Source organism: Vibrio gelatinilyticus (genome assembly GCF_022836845.1).
Lineage (GTDB): Bacteria > Pseudomonadota > Gammaproteobacteria > Enterobacterales > Vibrionaceae > Vibrio > Vibrio gelatinilyticus.
The window spans coordinates 194,105-210,639 of sequence record NZ_JAJNNZ010000004.1; the positions used below are offsets into that span (position 1 = coordinate 194,105).

Sequence of the window (16,535 nt, forward strand, 5' to 3'; positions counted from 1 at the left end):
GGTGACGCCGTTTTCATCATCCATATAAAGGTGCTCTAAGTGCTCTCTACAGCAAACATTACTCAACAATTTGGTGCTAAACCGTTATTCGAAAATATCTCTATTAAATTTGGCGAAGGCAATCGCTATGGTTTAATTGGAGCGAACGGTTGTGGTAAGTCAACTTTTATGAAAATTCTAGGTGGCGAACTTGAGCAAACAAGTGGAACGGTATCTTATGACCCTAATGAGCGCGTCGCTAAGCTTAGTCAGGATCAGTTTGCTTACGAAGAATTTACTGTAGTAGACACCGTTATTATGGGGCATAAAGAGCTATGGGAAGTTAAAAAAGAGCGCGATCGCATATATTCATTACCAGAAATGAGCGAAGACGATGGCATGAAAGTAGCGGACCTTGAAGTACAGTTTGCTGAGATGGATGGGTACATGGCCGAATCTAAAGCAGGCGAATTATTGCTTGCGGTTGGTATCCCTGTTGAACAGCATTTTGGCTTGATGAGTGAAGTGGCACCGGGTTGGAAACTTCGTGTTCTACTAGCGCAAGTTCTATTTGCTGACCCGCATATTATGTTGCTTGATGAACCTACGAACAACTTGGATATGGACACTATTCGTTGGCTTGAAGAAACACTGAATCAGCGTAACTGCACAATGATCATCATTTCTCACGACCGTCACTTCTTAAATAGTGTTTGTACTCACATGGCTGATTTGGATTATGGCGAGCTGCGTGTTTATCCAGGCAACTATGATGAATACATGTTTGCGGCGACTCAAGTTCGCGAACGTCTACTCGCGGATAATGCGAAGAAGAAAGCGCAAATAGCTGAGCTTCAAACGTTTGTTTCTCGATTCTCGGCTAACGCATCTAAAGCTAAGCAAGCGACTTCTCGTGCTAAGCAAATGGATAAAATCCAATTAGAAGAAGTAAAAGCGTCGAGCCGTCAAAACCCGTTTATTCGTTTTGAGCAAGAAAAAGAACTGTTCCGTAATGCTCTTGTCGTTGAGAACTTAGAGAAAGGCTTTGAAGCGACTCTTTGGTCAGACTTTAATGCAATTTTTGAAGTTGGCGAACGTGTGGCCATTATCGGTGAAAACGGTGCGGGTAAAACCACTTTGTTAAACGTTCTTGCTGGCGCATTAGAGCCAACAAAAGGTGAATTCAAATGGTCTGAAAATTCAAATATTGGTTACTACGCGCAAGATCATGCGTATGAATTTGCAGAAGATATGAACCTAATGGATTGGATGAGTCAATGGCGAAACGAGGGTGAAGACGAGCAAGTTGTTCGTAGTTTCCTTGGTCGAATGCTGTTCTCACAAGATGACATCAAAAAGTCTGTGAAGGTACTGTCGGGTGGTGAGCAGGGTCGTATGTTACTTGGTAAACTGATGATGCATAAGCCAAACATGCTACTTATGGATGAACCAACTAACCACATGGACATGGAATCGATAGAGTCATTAAACCTAGCATTAGAGAACTACAAAGGGACACTGTTTTTCGTGTCTCACGACAGACAATTTGTAGACTCGTTAGCTACACGCATTCTTGAAATCAAGGACAATAAGATCCACGATTTCCGCGGTACCTATGCTGAGTTTCTTAAAACGCGTGGTATTGAAGGTTAATACCGACTAATTGATTGTTCAAAAAACGATTTAGTAAACGGGAGCTGATTGGCTCCCGTTTTTCGTTTCCGTAATCTTACTCACTAAGTGTCGTTAGCCAATGAACTATGCTGAAAAGTGAATGCAGTTGGCATTTTAGGGAAGAAAAACAAGACAATAATTACATCACTACGTTGAATACTTCAAACTAACACGTAACTTGGGTCATAGAATACTTGGTATGAGCAAAATCTACTTTATTTGCGGTTTTATCGGTTCCGGTAAAACAACATATTCCACACAACTAGCTAAATCACAACGGGCTTTTCGTTTTTCCATCGACGAGTGGATGATCCCATTGTACGGTGAGCATATGGAACGAGAAGTCTTTAATGCAAGGCTTGCGACCTTACAAGAACTCTTCAAAGACAGCGCAATACAACTCGCAAAAATTGGAGTTTCGGTTATTTTTGATTTTGGTTTTTGGACTAAAGCCGATCGCGAAGCGTTCGCGTCATGGGCAAACGCTAACGAACTCGATTGTGAGTTTCATTATCTAGATGTTGATTATGATGAATGTAAGCAGCGAGCTTTAGAACGTAATAAGAATTTAAAAGGACACTCGTATGAGATGACCCCTGAAATGTTAGAAATGTTTTGGTCGTGGTTTGAGGTGCCAAGTCAGCACGAGAAAGTGAAAAGATTGTCTGGTGAGCTATGAGCCAATTGGTTCTTAGTCGTTGGAGTCAGCGATATGCTGAAACTAAAGGGGTCGTTTAATGTCCGGTATTTCAGATCTTGATGAGCTACTTCGCTCCATGAGCCCAAAGCTCATGGAAGATGTTTTTGTATTTTGTACTGTAACTGGGACATTAGAGGAATATGTCTCATTAGAGCCTGTGGCCACCTTTATGGAGGCAGAAGGCTTAACCTTAGTACTCAGTAAAGAAAAAGCTCAGCGAGCTGGTCTTGTGTACGAAGGCGAGTTTAGCCAGATAACGTTGACGGTCCATTCTAGTCTAGATGCTGTGGGGCTGACATCGGCTGTCTCGTCAAAACTTGCGTTAAAAGGCATTAGTGCTAATGTCATTGCCGCTTACTATCATGATCATGTCTTTGTTCAGGTGAATAGAGCTCAGGATGCAATGGCGGCATTACAAGAGTTTGCTTGAAGATAATCAGACCATGGCTACGTAAACTAAGAGATTAGTAGTGCAAACATGGTCGATAGGTTTATCAGCCCTTTACGTCAAAGTTGATTTTGTCAGCGCCAGTAAACACCTGAAAGCGTAAACCTTTTGCGCGGGCTACTGTGGTAATACCAAACTGCTTTGCTAGATCGAGCCCCATTTGTGTCACACCAGAGCGCGATAACAATACAGGGATCCCCATCTGCGCGACTTTAATGACCATTTCCGAGGTCAATCGCCCTGTGGTGTAAAAGATTTTGTCTGCTCCGCTATCACCGTTGAGCCACATTTCACCCGCCAGTGTGTCCACGGCATTGTGGCGACCAACGTCTTCTACAAACGAAAGCACTTCATTATTGCGGCATATAGCACAACCATGCACGGCTCCGGCTTTCTTATAAGTATCGTTAAAATGCGTAAGGGCTTCCAAGGAAGAGTATACTTGAGATTGCTTTAACTCGATTTGGGGTACTTGATAGTTTTCAAGCTGCTTCATGACATTGCCATACATGGTGCCCTGGCCGCAGCCAGACGTGACGGTCTTCTTCTTCAGCGCTTCATCTAAATGATCCGTGTTTTCATTTGTGACCACCGCTGCAGAGTTAGTTTCCCAGTCTATAATCAAAGACTCTACAGCTTCAGGGTCACTCAAAAAACCTTGGTTTTTGAGATAGCCAAGTACTAAAGCGTCGGGACGTGAGCCTAATGTCATGAGCGTAACGATTTCTTTCCAATTTAGCATGACAGTGAGAGGGCGCTCACAAGCGATTTGCTTAGTCAATCGTTCTCCATATTCATCGAAAACATCGACCTCGATGGTTTGGAAGGGATTCTCAGTTGTTTTTATGATCGTTGGTTTTGCCACGCATCTATCCTTTTGCTAAATCTTTATTGGCTTAAATTTTGCTTTGTTAAGTGTTACTTAAAGAGAGTAAAGCCGCAACAAAGTTACTTTGCAGAACACTCATATTTTGCAAATAATTAAAAGAGACCTAATCACACGGAGATAATTTCATCTATGACAAAGTCTAACTGTGTTTACCAAGAATTGAACGGTCTACACAAGAGTGAAACGTTATGGCCAATTCAACTTGATGTGAAACTTGTCGAAAAATCGAATGGCCGTTGGAGCCTATTACAAAGAGAGCTACAAGGCATTCGATTATCAGTAGATGATACCAGCAAGCCTCATGCCATATTGGAATTGCATCGTGATGAGCGCACCGATTATCGCTTTAATCTGAGCTCTCACGATCCTAAATTATTCGCTGTATTTGAGAATAATGAGCAAGTCGATTTACAACCATTGGTAGTGACGGCGTCACAAAGTGTCGCTGCACAATACTTAGATGGTGACTATGTCGTGTTGTCTAAGCCTATGCCTTTACCAGTACAAGCTTGGATGGAAGCTTTTATCGGGCGCAATGGTGAATTGCTTGAACAGCGACGTAAGAAGCGTAAAGGAGCGGGGCGAGCGAGTGGCAAATAACTTTATTCATCGTTGGTCAAAGCGAAAGTTAGACTCTGATGCAGATTCGGCGGTAGACAGTTCAATTGTTGAGAAAAACCAACAAGCATCAACGTTATCGGAATTGACAGCGGCCAGTTCTTCAAGCACGCCTGATACAGGTGAAGAAGCTTTGACTAATGTAGCTAGTACAGGAACTGACAACGAAACTTGCCAGAATAACGAACAAGAAAAAGAGGAGCTTTCTGTCGCACAATTGCTTGTCTCTGAAGCCGACAAGAGTGTAAAAAAAGCAGCGTTGAGAAAGCTGTTCATGTCTCCGGAATTCAATGTAGTGGATGGGCTAAATGATTATGATCACGACTATGCGTCGGTGAAAAGCCTTTCTAGTGATGTAGCAGCGACACTACGTAATTGGGTCAAAGATGTTACAGATGAGCCAGAACCTAGCGATGAGATCGAGACCGTTCAAAGTCGCGAGGTAGAAGAGTCAAGTGTTGCAGCAGTTAATGAACCAACCGAGTTAGTCGATGAAAAAGACGACCTACAAGAAAGCTCTAGTGATACATTATCTACAGAAGATGATAGTGAGAGCTCAAATCGGTTGGCCTGAATAACCAAAGGTTGCTCTGCAACAGTGGGACAAAATATACCATATAAAAAGTAGGTACATTTTGTCCCTAAGCCTCATAACGAGCAGTGGGACAAATTGTCGCATATTCTCAATAGCCGTTTCTTCCACGGCTAGTTTCAACCATCGTTGACGTTTTTTATCTCATTTTCCAATTGTTTAGCTCGATACTCTAATTGGAACAATTATTGCTATTCCTACACATTAGCCATAGATGTGGCGATTGAATAAGTTATTATTCTCATACTAGGACATGCAATGATAAAGCAATTATTACAAGAGTCTGATTCTAGCAACGGAAAAGCACGACTTTACGCGATAGAAAACACTGTCGAACTTTCTAACCTGATCCCGCCAACAGTAAGTTATGAGAGCCAGGGTGATACCTTAGTTATTGGTCCAACATCCATCATTACTAGTATTGCTGAGCAACTGGCTTCGATGAAGTCAATCACGCTGCTTTCCACTGATGGTGAATCTTCCCCGCAAGCAAATCTATATTTTGCAGACAGTATTGAGGTGTCAGGTTTTCTAGGCACGTTTACTGTCGAGCTGAAAAGCAATATGCAAACATTAAATCTATCTGAGATTGCCATTAGCCGAGATTGCTTTGACATCGTCCTTGATCATTCCCTTAATGGGTGTATGTCAGAAGAGGTTCCTGTCCCTGGTTATTATCCGGTTGGTAGGGGTTACCCAAGCTTAACTGAGGCTTTAGAAGAGATCCCGACCTTGATGGGAACGTTCGATAAGCCAAAATACTTTCGATTGAATACTGATTTATGTGCTCATAGTTCTAGGGGAATCAAAGGTTGTGAACGCTGCGTTGATGCTTGCCCTGCAGGTGCATTATCGAGTGAAGGTAACGATAAGATTGGCCATAAGATCCAGATCAACCCTTATCTATGCCAAGGTGTCGGAACCTGCGCAACAGCCTGCCCAACAGAAGCCATTCATTATGCGTTGCCATCACCGCAAGATACTCAAAAGTTCATTGAAAGAACTCTCGAAAATTACCTAAAAGCAGGTGGTGAGCAGGCAACTATTCTTATTTGCAGTTCGCGTCATGAAACCTATAACGTGATGGCATTGCGAGCTTTACCAGACAGTGTCATTCCCATTGTGGTCGAAGAATTGCCCTCTGTAGGTATGGATACCTGGTTTGCTGCTCTGGTAAACGGCGCCCATCAAGTCTTGTTTGCAGCAAGTCAGCACATGCCTAAGACCATTATCAACGTGCTGAGCTCTGAGGTTGCAATGGCGCAGCTTATTTTAGAGAACCTAGGTATGCCACGTGAATCTATTGACATTTTGTATTTGGAAACGCTTCGAGAAGGGATGCCAGAACTAACCACACAATCGTTTGAACTGCGAAAAGGTGATTTACCAGGTAATAAACGTCAAAGACTTTTTAGCGCGTTAGATGAACTTAACAATGTATGTAACGTGACAGAATCAATTCAAAAAATGCCATCTACCGCGCCTTTTGGACAAGTTCATTGCGAAACGGATAAATGTACCCTTTGCATGGGGTGTGTAGCAGTGTGTCCTACAAAAGCGCTTTATAACGATGGTCATAAACCCGCTTTGGAGTTTATTGAGCAAGATTGCGTCCAATGTGGGATGTGCGAGAAAGCTTGCCCGGAAAAAGCCCTTTCGCTTACTCCTCGGCTAAATTGGGATCAGTCTACCAGACAAGCTTCTTTGGTTATTCATGAAGACAAAGCGGCAGAGTGTACTCGCTGTGGAAAAGCATTTGCTCCGCAGTCATTGATCGACATGCTACAAGGCAAACTCCGAGGGCATTCTCAATTTAATGATGAGGCTGCGATAAACCGTATCGCGATGTGTGAAGACTGCCGAGTCATTGATGTCTTTGAGTCCATGGCTGAAGACCCACAACAACAGCTTAAATACTAAAAGGTGATTTAGGTGATTGAAGAACAAAATCAATTAAGAAGTGACATTTATCTATTGTTAGCGGCTCTGTGTCGTCAAGCGCCTGATGCCAGCATTCTGGAGTTTCTAGCCAATCTTGAGGCTGAAGCCGGTAATAGTGATATGGCGATTGCATGGGGAGAGTTATCTACCATGGCGCGACAAAACCTTAATAACGTCGAATCTTTAGAGCAAGAGTATCAAGACTTGTTTATTGGGATAGGCAAAGGGCAAGTGGTTCCGTTTGCATCCTGGCATTTGACTGGTTCGTTGATGGAAAAACCTCTCGCTGAGATTCGTCAAGATCTAAACACTCTCGGTTTTGAGCGTTCAGACAGTGTTAAAGAGCCCGAAGATCATGTTTCTGCCATTTGTGAAGTTATTGCGATGCTGATTGCTCAAGGTGATGAGTTAAAAGCAAAAAGCTTCTTCAATAAGCATTTAAGCCCTTGGTACCAGCGATTTTATGAACAACTAAATAATGCGTCGAGTGCGCAATTTTATAAACCCGTTTCTACACTTATGAAAAGATTTTTCGATGTGGAACAGGTTAAGTACGCAGAAAATCCTTATTCCACACAAACCAAACTGAAGATTGATGTAAAGAATCTTACTAGCGGTATATCGAAGTAAGCATCAATGAGTTAAAGGTACAAAAGCATCCACTCAGGGAGCCATGTATGAGTAAACAAATAGCAAGCAGCAAAGATACATCGATCAATGAAGATCGTCGTAAATTGCTTAAAGGAATTACAACTGCCGCAGTAGCGAGTGCAGTCGTGTCAGGTGCCGCACAAGCAACGTCAACAGATGTCGTAGATATTAAGCCGGAAGATAAGAAAACAACAGGATATCGCGAAACGCAACATATTCGCGATTATTACGACACACTGTAGGAGTACATACAATGAAATTGACCAAACGCTCCGATAGCGTGAAACAAGAATCAAACCAACTGGGTGTAAGTCGACGTGCTTTTATGCGCAATTCAACATTGGCTGCTGGTGGTATCGCTGCAGGAGCCTGTGTATTTGCACCTAGCATGATAAAAAAAGCTCAAGCTGAAACAGTAGCTGCTGACGCTGATGTCGAAATTAAACGCACGATTTGTTCTCACTGTTCTGTGGGTTGTGGTATCTACGCCGAAGTACAAAATGGTGTATGGACAGGACAAGAGCCTGCTTTTGATCACCCATTTAATGCTGGTGGCCATTGCGCAAAAGGCGCTGCACTTCGTGAACATGGCCATGGTGAGCGTCGTTTGAAATACCCAATGAAGCTAGAAGATGGTAAATGGAAAAAGCTGTCATGGGATGAAGCTATTGAAGAAATAGGCAATAAAGCACTCGATATACGCAAAGAGTCGGGACCAGATTCAGTCTATTGGCTAGGTAGTGCAAAACATAGTAACGAGCAAGCCTATATGTTCCGCAAAATGGCGAGCTTATGGGGAACAAATAACGTCGATCACCAAGCGAGGATCTGTCATTCAACAACAGTTGCGGGTGTTGCCAACACCTGGGGCTATGGGGCTATGACGAATTCGTTTAATGATATGCATAATTGTAAGTCAATACTCTTTATCGGCTCGAACCCAGCCGAAGCACACCCTGTAGCGATGCAACATATATTGATCGCCAAAGAAAAAAATAATTGCAAGATTGTCGTAGCCGATCCACGACGTACTCGTACTGCAGCAAAATCAGACCACTATGTGTCACTGCGTCCAGGTACCGATGTCGCGTTTATTTGGGGACTGTTATGGCACGTATTCGCCAATAAATGGGAAGATAAAGAGTTTATTCGTCAGCGCGTCTTTGGTATGGACGAAATTCGAGAAGAAGTTAAAAAGTGGAATCCACAAGAAGTGGAGCGCGTTACCGGTGTTAATGAGCAGGACGTGTATCATACAGCAAAGCTGCTCTCTGAGAACCGTCCAGGGTGTGTCGTTTGGTGTATGGGCGGAACACAGCATACAACAGGCAACAATAATACTCGCGCTTACTGTGTCCTTGAGTTAGCTCTAGGGAATATTGGACGCTCTGGCGGCGGCGCTAATATATTCCGTGGTCATGATAACGTTCAAGGTGCGACCGACCTTGGTGTCTTGTCTCATACTTTACCGGGATACTACGGTCTTGCTGAAGGTTCATGGAAACATTGGGCAAAAGTCTGGGACCTGGATTTTGAGTGGATTAAAGAACGCTTCGATGCCAATGAATACCGTGGTAAGAAACCAATGAATAACATGGGCATTCCCGTATCTCGTTGGATAGATGGTGTACTGGAAAATAAAGATAACATCGAGCAAAACGACAACATTCGTGCGATGTTCTATTGGGGCCATGCGGTAAACTCTCAAACTCGTGGCGTAGAAATGCGTAAAGCAATGAAAAAGCTCGATATGATGGTCATTGTTGATCCGTATCCGACTCACGCTGCGGTTATGAATGATCGTACCGACGGTGTCTATTTGCTTCCTGCAACCACTCAATTTGAAACTTATGGTTCGGTAACCGCTTCAAACCGTTCGCTCCAATGGCGAGATAAGGTTATAGACCCGTTATTCGAGTCTAAGCCAGACCATGAAATCATGTATCTGCTCAGCAAAAAATTGGGTTTTTCAGAGCAACTATTTAAAAACATCAAAGTTGAAAATAATGAACCCTCTATCGAAGACATCACTCGAGAATTTAATCGGGGGATGTGGACGATTGGTTACACAGGGCAAAGCCCTGAGCGTCTGAAATCCCACCAACAAAACTGGCATATCTTCCATAAAACCACTTTGGTTGGTGAGGGTGGCGTAGCAAATGGAGAAACCTACGGATTACCATGGCCCTGTTGGGGGACTCCAGAGATGAAACACCCGGGTACCCATATTCTCTACGACACTTCTAAACCTGTGGCACAAGGTGGCGGTAATTTCCGTGCTCGTTTTGGCGTAGAATTTGAAGGCACCAACTTGTTAGCGGAAGACAGCTACCCAGTAGGGTGTGATTTGGAAGACGGCTTCCCTGAATTCACCGATAAACTTATGAAGCAGTTAGGTTGGTGGGATGAACTCACCGCAGAAGAGAAAGCCGCTGCAGAGGGCAAAAACTGGAAAACAGATTTATCTGGCGGTATTCAAAGAGTCGCGGTTAAACATGGTTGTATGCCATTTGGTAATGCTAAAGCGCGTGCAGTTGTATGGACCTTCCCAGACCGAGTCCCTCTTCACCGAGAACCTTTGTACACACCTCGTCGCGATTTGGTTGCCGATTATCCGACATGGGATGACAGTGAATCTATTTATCGTCTTCCCACAATGTATAAGTCAATACAAGATCAAGATAAGTCAGGTGAATACCCAATCGTACTGACGTCTGGTCGTTTGGTTGAATACGAAGGTGGTGGTGAAGAAACTCGTTCAAACCCTTGGCTTGCTGAACTACAAAGAGAGATGTTTGTGGAGGTTAACCCTAAAGACGCCAATGACATCGGTTTTAAGGATGGCGATATGGTGTGGGTTGAAGGTGCTGAAAAAGGAAGGATTAAGGTTAAGGCGATGGTGACTAGGCGGGTTAAACCTGGTCTTGCGTTTATTCCTTTCCACTTTGGTGGGAAATTCCAAGGTGAAGACTTGCGCTCGAAATACCCAGAAGGGAGTGACCCATATGTCATTGGTGAAGCGGCAAACACTGCCACCACCTATGGCTATGATCCTGTGACCCAGATGCAGGAAACGAAAGTCACCCTTTGTAATATTTCTAAAGCGTAAGGAGTCATATCATGGCTAGAATGAAATTTCTTTGTGACACCAAACGTTGTATTGAATGTAATGGTTGTGTCACGGCGTGTAAAAACGAAAACGATGACGCCTTAGAATGGGGCATACAACGTCGACGCGTTGTTACCCTAAACGATGGTGAACCTGGAGAAAACTCCATCTCGGTAGCCTGTATGCATTGTACAGATGCGCCTTGTATGGCGGTGTGCCCTACAGATTGTTTCGAGCACACTGAAGATGGCATTGTCCTCCACAATAAAGACTTATGTATTGGTTGTGGCTATTGCTTGTTCGCTTGTCCATTTGGGGCTCCGCAATTTCCTAAGCAGTCTGCTTTTGGAGAGCGTGGCAAAATGGATAAATGTACTTTCTGCGCTGGAGGTCCTGAAACGGAAGCTGGTTCAGAAGAAGAACGAGCAAAATACGGCGCTAACCGTATAGCTGAAGGTAAGTTACCGATGTGTGCTTCTCTTTGTTCTACTAAAGCACTTTTGGCAGGGGATGCAGAAAAAGTTTCTGACATATTCCGTCAACGTGTAGTGAGCCGAGGGGCAAAAAATGCGGGTTGGACAGATGGTAATGACCTTTCTTACGATGCAACGAAAAGCTAACGGAGAGCCTTATGCTATGTATGCTTAATCAACAAGGTATGCTTAGAACTCAAGCTCTTACACTGCTGTCCGTGTTGGCAGCAGTGTTACTTATGCTTTCTTTCGGTGTTAGAGCCGAAGAGAGTAAGAGTGGGCAGGTAGTAAGAGGTGAAATGACACAGTTGGCAGGCGCCGACTACTGGAGACAGGTGAGGGAAGGTGTTTCAGGCACAACAACGTCAGCATCGCCAGAACATGGTGTGTTGATCAGTACTCCCGGTGAGACGTGGTTTGTCTTGAAAGAAAAATGGATGTCTCCCGCAGGAGCTGTCGCTATTTTTGGAAGCATAACGCTTGTCGTTCTAATGTACATCTTGGTAGGCCCACTCGTTTTGAGTGCGCCAAGAACGGGTAAAAAAATTCGTCGCTGGTCTCGAATGGATAGAGCTTTGCATTGGTCTATGGCTTTTACGTTTTTGACGTTGGCCTTTAGTGGCTTGATGTTGGTCTACGGCAAGTATTTTATGAAACCTTATGTCCCATTAGAGTTATGGGGATTTACCATTTCACTCGCTAAGCAGTATCATAATTATGTGGGGCCGCTGTTTTTCATACTTCTTGTCTTTGTACTGCTTAAGTGGTGGCGAAAATCCATTTTTAATAAAACCGATGTTACCTGGTTTAAGAAAATGGGTGGCATGATGGGGAAACATAAAGGTTCCCACCCATCGGCTGGCTTCTCAAATGGTGGTGAGAAGATGATTTACTGGTTATTGATCGTCTTTGGTGCAATCGCAGCGGTTAGTGGCTTAGTATTAGACTTCCCAATATTTGGACAAACGCGTAGGGACATGGAGATTTCAAACCTTATACATATGTTCTCAGCGTTGATACTTATTTGTGGTTTTGTATTCCATATCTATATTGGCTTGTTTGGGATGGAAGGCGCACTGGAAGGAATGGTAACCGGTGATGTCGATGAGACTTGGGCTAAGGAGCATCATGATCTCTGGTACGAAGAAGTTAAGAACACCCCCGACAATGATCAAGCCACCGTGACGAGTAAGGCCAGTGATTCACCTGATCAGTCGTCACAGAAATTGACTTAATAAGGAGTGATGAAGATTATGCAACAACATCACAAAGGGATCTGGATAACGTATCTATTGAGCCTATTTACGCCTTTTACTTTGCTTATTTCGGGCGTAGTTGCAATTGTGTACGCAGGCTATCGGTTAGATAAGGGTGAAGACAGTGATGTCGTAAACTCTCATTACTATGGTTTGATACGAACGTTCTTTCTTAATCTGACGTTTTTCGTTGTATTGATTGTTACTGTCGCAACATCGAATGGCTTACTCAAGGGTGTGACAAACTACTGGTATCAAGCAAGTTGGATTGATCAAGTTGCCAATATCATTCCGTACATAGGCATGCTGTTTGCCGCCGTAGCCATTGTGGTTTGGATTATTCGTATGTTCTTAGGTATGAATAAACTAAAACAGAACATTCCAATGACCTTCGGCAGCGAACCTCAACCAATTAGTACGCTTCCCTAACAAGCGGAAAACAGCGCTAACCAACTAGAAGGCTCCTATATGGAGCCTTTTCTATGACTAAAAGACGCTGTCGCGCTACTTTCAGAACAGGACAATAAGTGTATTTTGCCGGCTCGATGCACAATGTGTCCGTGCTACATGATAGTGCGCTCGGTTCTGGTGCTTCCTACCCATTATGGTGCAATTCTATAGCATTAATAAGGGCTACATCTTACAGATGGTTAATTATTCATATATTAAACAGATAGTTATATTAGTGAAGAGGGTTTCTTTGTTTTTGGCTTATATATTGCAGCGCAACCTCGGAATTAATGCACTCCCCATATTGGTGTGCGCATGCCAAGTCAGCACAGGATTTGTGCAAAGGCAAAACCATTAAATTGAATTCAATTGTATTAAAGGAGTAATCGATTCATGGCCACTTCGGTAGAGCAAGTACATGGCGCCGTACAAACACTAACACAAAGCTCTGATACGCTTTTTTTACTTTTGGGTGCCATTATGGTGTTCCTCATGCACGCAGGCTTTGCTTTTCTAGAAGTAGGGACAGTTAGGCAAAAAAACCAAGTTAATGCACTGGTGAAAATTCTCGCTGACTTTGGCGTCTCTGCAATCGCCTATTTCTTTATTGGTTACTGGGTTGCATATGGTGGCACATTCTTTGCGGATGCCGAGACTTTGTCACAAGGAAACGGTTATGAATTAGTTAAGTTTTTCTTTTTAATGACATTTGCAGCTGCAATCCCAGCAATTGTTTCGGGGGGGATTGCTGAACGTGCTCGCTTTTACCCAATTTTGATTGCCACTTTTTTCACCGTAGGCGCTGTATATCCACTATTTGAAGGTATGATTTGGAATGGCAATTTTGGCTTTCAGTCATGGCTAGAATCTACATTTGGCTACGGCTTTCATGATTTTGCAGGCTCGGTGGTCGTGCATGGTGTTGGTGGCTGGATAGCATTGGTTGCTGTTGTCTTCCTTGGAATGCGCCGTGGTCGTATCCGTGCGGGTAAGCATACTAACTTCGCGCCTTCTAACATCCCATTTCTTGCATTAGGAGCGTGGATACTTAGTGTTGGTTGGTTTGGTTTTAACGTAATGTCAGCGCAAGCAATAAATGGCATAAGTGGTTTGGTAGCCATGAACTCGCTTATGGCGATGGTCGGTGGGATTTTAGCCTCTCTTGTTGCGGGAAAAAATGACCCTGGTTTCATTCACAATGGTCCTTTGGCTGGCCTTGTTGCTGTCTGTGCTGGTTCAGATTTAATGCATCCAATTGGCTCACTTATTACCGGTGCGGTAGCTGGAGTTATGTTTGTATGGGCGTTTACTTTTTTACAAAACAAAACCAAAATTGATGATGTACTGGGTGTCTGGCCTTTGCACGGTTTGTGCGGAGCTTGGGGAGGTGTCGCTGCGGGGATTTTTGGACAACAAGCACTAGGTGGTCTTGGTGGTGTAAGTTTTGCGTCTCAACTGATAGGCACGGTGGCTGGTATTGCTGTCGCTTTGGCTGGCGCAGGAATTGTTTATGGTATCTTACATAAGGCAATGGGACTACGCTTGTCAGATGAAGATGAGTTCAATGGTGCTGATTTAGCAATACATAAAATCTCAGCTGTTAGTGATGATTGATTAAAGACAGACGACATAAACAAATAGACAGGGGCCAATAGGCCCCTTTTAACTAACTGAATATACTAAAATTAGACTATGGTCTAACCCTCAAAACTACTGTTGTTTTTACATCCATGTTAAGCTAAAACTATTAACAGCTATGGAAGGTAGAAGGGGAATATATGAAGTTTCCGTATCGAAATGTTGTGATTCTTACAGGAGCAGGGATATCAGCAGAATCGGGTATTCAGACGTTTAGAGCTCAAGATGGGCTTTGGGAAAATCACCGCATCGAGGACGTCGCAACACCCGAAGGATTCGAACGTAATCCTGATCTTGTTCAACACTTTTATAATCAAAGACGTAAAAAGCTTCAGTCCGATACCATTCACCCAAATGCCGCCCATACGGCTCTTGGTCGATTAGAGAAAGAGCTAAAAGGCCGAGTTACTGTGATTACCCAAAATATTGACAATCTCCATGAACGCGGGGGCAGTGAAAGCGTCATTCATATGCATGGCGAACTGCTTAAATCACGTTGCTCTGAATCAGGGCAGGTAATCGAAAGCAAAAACGATATATTGACGGGCGACTTATGCCACTGTTGCCAGATCCCCTCTCAAATGCGTCCTCATATTGTATGGTTTGGTGAAATGCCGCTTAGAATGGGCGATATATATTCAGCATTAGAGGAGGCCGATCTTTTTGTATCAATAGGAACATCTGGTGTTGTTTATCCCGCTGCCGGGTTTGTTCACGATGCAAAGATGCATGGCGCCCACACCATTGAAATCAACTTAGAACCAAGTGCTGTAGAGAGTGAGTTTGAAGAAAAACGCTATGGTAAAGCGAGCGTAGAAGTTCCCAAGCTCGTTGACGAAATTCTCAGGGAAGATGACGCAGAACGGTTAGCGTAATCCAAATAAAAGACGACCACTAATTAGTGGCCGTCTTTTGTATTACTGTGTACGAGACACTCAGTTGTCTACTTTAAGTCTTTGGAAATACTCATCGTATAATGCCGAAGCCTCACCAACTTCGTCTTGCCAGACCCCTGAGTCCATAACGGATTGCGGAGGGAATACATTTGGATCTTCTGCAAATTCTTTTGGTAAAAGCGGGTAAGCGGTTTTTACTGGCGTTGGATAACCGATTTCTACAGCAATTTTCGCCGCATTCTCAGGACGCAACAAGAAGTCGATCATTTTATGCGCAGCTTCAACGTTCTTAGCGCCCGACGGGATCGCTAGGCTGTCCATCCAGAATACCGCTCCTTTTTCTGGCCATACGATATCGATAGATGCGCCTTCTTGGCGTGCCATATAAGCAGAACCATTCCAAAGCATACCAAGAGACACTTCACCAGCAAGGTAAGGGTTAGCTGGAAAATCAGAATTGAAGACCAGTACATTAGGAACTAACTTTTTGAGTTCCAGGTAGGCAGCCTCGATCTCTTTTGGGTCAGTTGTATTTGGCGAATATCTAAGTTTGGTGAGCGCAATGTGAAATACTTCGCGAGAGTCATCCATCATCATAAGTTGACCAGCCCATTGCGGATCCCATAAGTCAGCCCATTTTGTGACTGCTGATTTATCCAGCATGTCGGTATTAATACCAATACCAGTAGCACCCCAGATATAAGGGATCGAAAAACTGTTCTTAGGGTCAAAAGGTTTATCGAGATAATTAGGGTCTAGGTCACTAAAGTGGGCCAATTTACTTTTATCAATCTCTTGCAGCATACCTTCTTTGCGCATTTTAGACACAAAGTACGTCGAAGGAACAACAAGGTCATAACCTGAGCCTTGAGTTTTTAACTTCGCATACATGCTTTCATTAGATTCATAGGTTGAATAGAATACTTTGATACCGGTTTCTTTAGTGAAATCCTGCAGAACTTCGTTAGGTATATATTCAGACCAGTTGTAAAAGTAGAGTTCTTGGTTGGCCGCAGTTGCGGAGGTAGTGAATAGAGTTGCAGCGCACAAAGCACCGGCATACAGTTTGCTTTTCATTACTTTTCCGTTTTTGTATTTATGACAAAGAGCCCAAAGGCATGACAATCTAAACTAGATACACATCCATATTTTGGCATCAGTAAAAAGATTACTTTGAACGACATCTTTATTTGATGCTCGTCACACGATTATATCAGTTGT

Annotated in this window: 16 protein-coding genes; 14 read left to right on the plus strand and 2 right to left on the minus strand. The window is 43.5% G+C overall.

Annotated features, from left to right (window positions below):
• The first annotated feature begins 39 nt into the window (after positions 1 to 39).
• The 3 genes from LNL84_RS06925 to LNL84_RS06935 all read left to right on the plus strand — a co-directional run bounded on the left by LNL84_RS06925 (position 40) and on the right by LNL84_RS06935 (position 2,783).
• Entirely contained in the window at positions 40 to 1,632 is a 1,593-nt protein-coding gene (locus LNL84_RS06925; RefSeq protein WP_244356223.1) for an ABC-F family ATPase, read from the plus strand.
• A gap of 220 nt (positions 1,633 to 1,852) precedes the next feature.
• Complete coding sequence (locus LNL84_RS06930; RefSeq protein ID WP_244356225.1) at positions 1,853 to 2,332, plus strand: P-loop nucleotide/nucleoside kinase family protein; 480 nt, start codon at positions 1,853 to 1,855, stop codon at positions 2,330 to 2,332.
• A gap of 58 nt (positions 2,333 to 2,390) precedes the next feature.
• On the plus strand, positions 2,391 to 2,783 hold the full coding sequence (locus LNL84_RS06935) for an ACT domain-containing protein (protein WP_244356227.1): 393 nt from the start codon (positions 2,391 to 2,393) through the stop codon (positions 2,781 to 2,783).
• A 64-nt stretch (positions 2,784 to 2,847) separates the two neighbouring features.
• On the opposite strand, the gene fdhD is transcribed toward LNL84_RS06935, so the two are convergent.
• Positions 2,848 to 3,666, minus strand: coding sequence for a formate dehydrogenase accessory sulfurtransferase FdhD (gene fdhD / locus LNL84_RS06940; RefSeq protein ID WP_244356229.1), 819 nt, complete (start codon positions 3,664 to 3,666; stop codon positions 2,848 to 2,850).
• Between the two features lie 153 nt (positions 3,667 to 3,819).
• On the opposite strand from fdhD, the gene LNL84_RS06945 reads away from it, so the two are divergent.
• From LNL84_RS06945 to cobB, 11 genes are all read left to right on the plus strand, one after another.
• Complete coding sequence (locus LNL84_RS06945) at positions 3,820 to 4,290, plus strand: DUF3305 domain-containing protein (RefSeq protein WP_244356231.1); 471 nt, start codon at positions 3,820 to 3,822, stop codon at positions 4,288 to 4,290.
• A complete protein-coding gene (locus LNL84_RS06950) occupies positions 4,280 to 4,882 on the plus strand; it encodes a DUF3306 domain-containing protein (RefSeq protein WP_244356233.1) in 603 nt (200 codons plus the stop codon). Before LNL84_RS06945 ends, LNL84_RS06950 begins: the two co-directional genes overlap by 11 nt.
• A 276-nt stretch (positions 4,883 to 5,158) precedes the next feature.
• Positions 5,159 to 6,820 carry a 4Fe-4S binding protein gene (locus LNL84_RS06955; RefSeq protein ID WP_244356235.1) on the plus strand — a complete coding sequence of 554 codons (1,662 nt, stop codon included), beginning with the start codon at positions 5,159 to 5,161 and terminating at the stop codon, positions 6,818 to 6,820.
• 12 nt (positions 6,821 to 6,832) lie between these two features.
• Positions 6,833 to 7,471, plus strand: a complete 639-nt coding sequence (locus tag LNL84_RS06960; protein ID WP_244356237.1) for a TorD/DmsD family molecular chaperone — start codon at positions 6,833 to 6,835, stop codon at positions 7,469 to 7,471.
• A 47-nt stretch (positions 7,472 to 7,518) separates the two neighbouring features.
• On the plus strand, positions 7,519 to 7,734 hold the full coding sequence (locus LNL84_RS06965) for a transcriptional initiation protein Tat (protein ID WP_244356239.1): 216 nt from the start codon (positions 7,519 to 7,521) through the stop codon (positions 7,732 to 7,734).
• Positions 7,735 to 7,745: 11 nt separating this feature from the next.
• Complete coding sequence (locus tag LNL84_RS06970) at positions 7,746 to 10,601, plus strand: formate dehydrogenase subunit alpha (RefSeq protein ID WP_244356241.1); 2,856 nt, start codon at positions 7,746 to 7,748, stop codon at positions 10,599 to 10,601.
• A gap of 11 nt (positions 10,602 to 10,612) precedes the next feature.
• Positions 10,613 to 11,221, plus strand: a complete 609-nt coding sequence (gene fdh3B, locus LNL84_RS06975; protein ID WP_244356243.1) for a formate dehydrogenase FDH3 subunit beta — start codon at positions 10,613 to 10,615, stop codon at positions 11,219 to 11,221.
• Between the two features lie 38 nt (positions 11,222 to 11,259).
• Positions 11,260 to 12,309 carry a formate dehydrogenase subunit gamma gene (locus LNL84_RS06980; protein ID WP_425244292.1) on the plus strand — a complete coding sequence of 350 codons (1,050 nt, stop codon included), beginning with the start codon at positions 11,260 to 11,262 and terminating at the stop codon, positions 12,307 to 12,309.
• A gap of 18 nt (positions 12,310 to 12,327) precedes the next feature.
• Entirely contained in the window at positions 12,328 to 12,759 is a 432-nt protein-coding gene (locus tag LNL84_RS06985; RefSeq protein WP_244356245.1) for a hypothetical protein, read from the plus strand.
• A gap of 414 nt (positions 12,760 to 13,173) precedes the next feature.
• Positions 13,174 to 14,394: an ammonium transporter gene (locus LNL84_RS06990; RefSeq protein ID WP_244356247.1), complete on the plus strand. Its 1,221-nt coding sequence runs from the start codon at positions 13,174 to 13,176 to the stop codon at positions 14,392 to 14,394.
• Positions 14,395 to 14,558: 164 nt separating this feature from the next.
• On the plus strand, positions 14,559 to 15,293 hold the full coding sequence (gene cobB / locus LNL84_RS06995) for a Sir2 family NAD+-dependent deacetylase (RefSeq protein WP_244356249.1): 735 nt from the start codon (positions 14,559 to 14,561) through the stop codon (positions 15,291 to 15,293).
• A gap of 60 nt (positions 15,294 to 15,353) precedes the next feature.
• Here cobB and LNL84_RS07000 read toward each other — a convergent pair whose 3' ends face one another.
• The gene (locus LNL84_RS07000; protein WP_244356251.1) at positions 15,354 to 16,391 is read right to left on the minus strand and encodes an extracellular solute-binding protein; all 1,038 of its coding nucleotides are present in this window, start codon (positions 16,389 to 16,391) and stop codon (positions 15,354 to 15,356) included.
• Between the last annotated feature and the right edge of the window lie 144 nt (positions 16,392 to 16,535).

Excerpts from the sequence above, each read along its gene's own strand:
- LNL84_RS06930 (WP_244356225.1), top strand. The coding sequence starts at position 1,853 with ATGAGCAAAATCTACTTTATTTGCGGTTTTATCGGTTCCGGTAAAACA.
- LNL84_RS06935 (WP_244356227.1), top strand. The coding sequence starts at position 2,391 with ATGTCCGGTATTTCAGATCTTGATGAGCTACTTCGCTCCATGAGCCCA.
- LNL84_RS06945 (WP_244356231.1), top strand. The coding sequence starts at position 3,820 with ATGACAAAGTCTAACTGTGTTTACCAAGAATTGAACGGTCTACACAAG.
- LNL84_RS06955 (WP_244356235.1), top strand. The coding sequence starts at position 5,159 with ATGATAAAGCAATTATTACAAGAGTCTGATTCTAGCAACGGAAAAGCA.
- LNL84_RS06965 (WP_244356239.1), top strand. The coding sequence starts at position 7,519 with ATGAGTAAACAAATAGCAAGCAGCAAAGATACATCGATCAATGAAGAT.
- LNL84_RS06970 (WP_244356241.1), top strand. The coding sequence starts at position 7,746 with ATGAAATTGACCAAACGCTCCGATAGCGTGAAACAAGAATCAAACCAA.
- fdh3B (WP_244356243.1), top strand. The coding sequence starts at position 10,613 with ATGGCTAGAATGAAATTTCTTTGTGACACCAAACGTTGTATTGAATGT.
- LNL84_RS06980 (WP_425244292.1), top strand. The coding sequence starts at position 11,260 with ATGCTTAGAACTCAAGCTCTTACACTGCTGTCCGTGTTGGCAGCAGTG.
- LNL84_RS06985 (WP_244356245.1), top strand. The coding sequence starts at position 12,328 with ATGCAACAACATCACAAAGGGATCTGGATAACGTATCTATTGAGCCTA.
- LNL84_RS06990 (WP_244356247.1), top strand. The coding sequence starts at position 13,174 with ATGGCCACTTCGGTAGAGCAAGTACATGGCGCCGTACAAACACTAACA.
- cobB (WP_244356249.1), top strand. The coding sequence starts at position 14,559 with ATGAAGTTTCCGTATCGAAATGTTGTGATTCTTACAGGAGCAGGGATA.
- LNL84_RS07000 (WP_244356251.1), bottom strand. The coding sequence starts at position 16,391 with ATGAAAAGCAAACTGTATGCCGGTGCTTTGTGCGCTGCAACTCTATTC.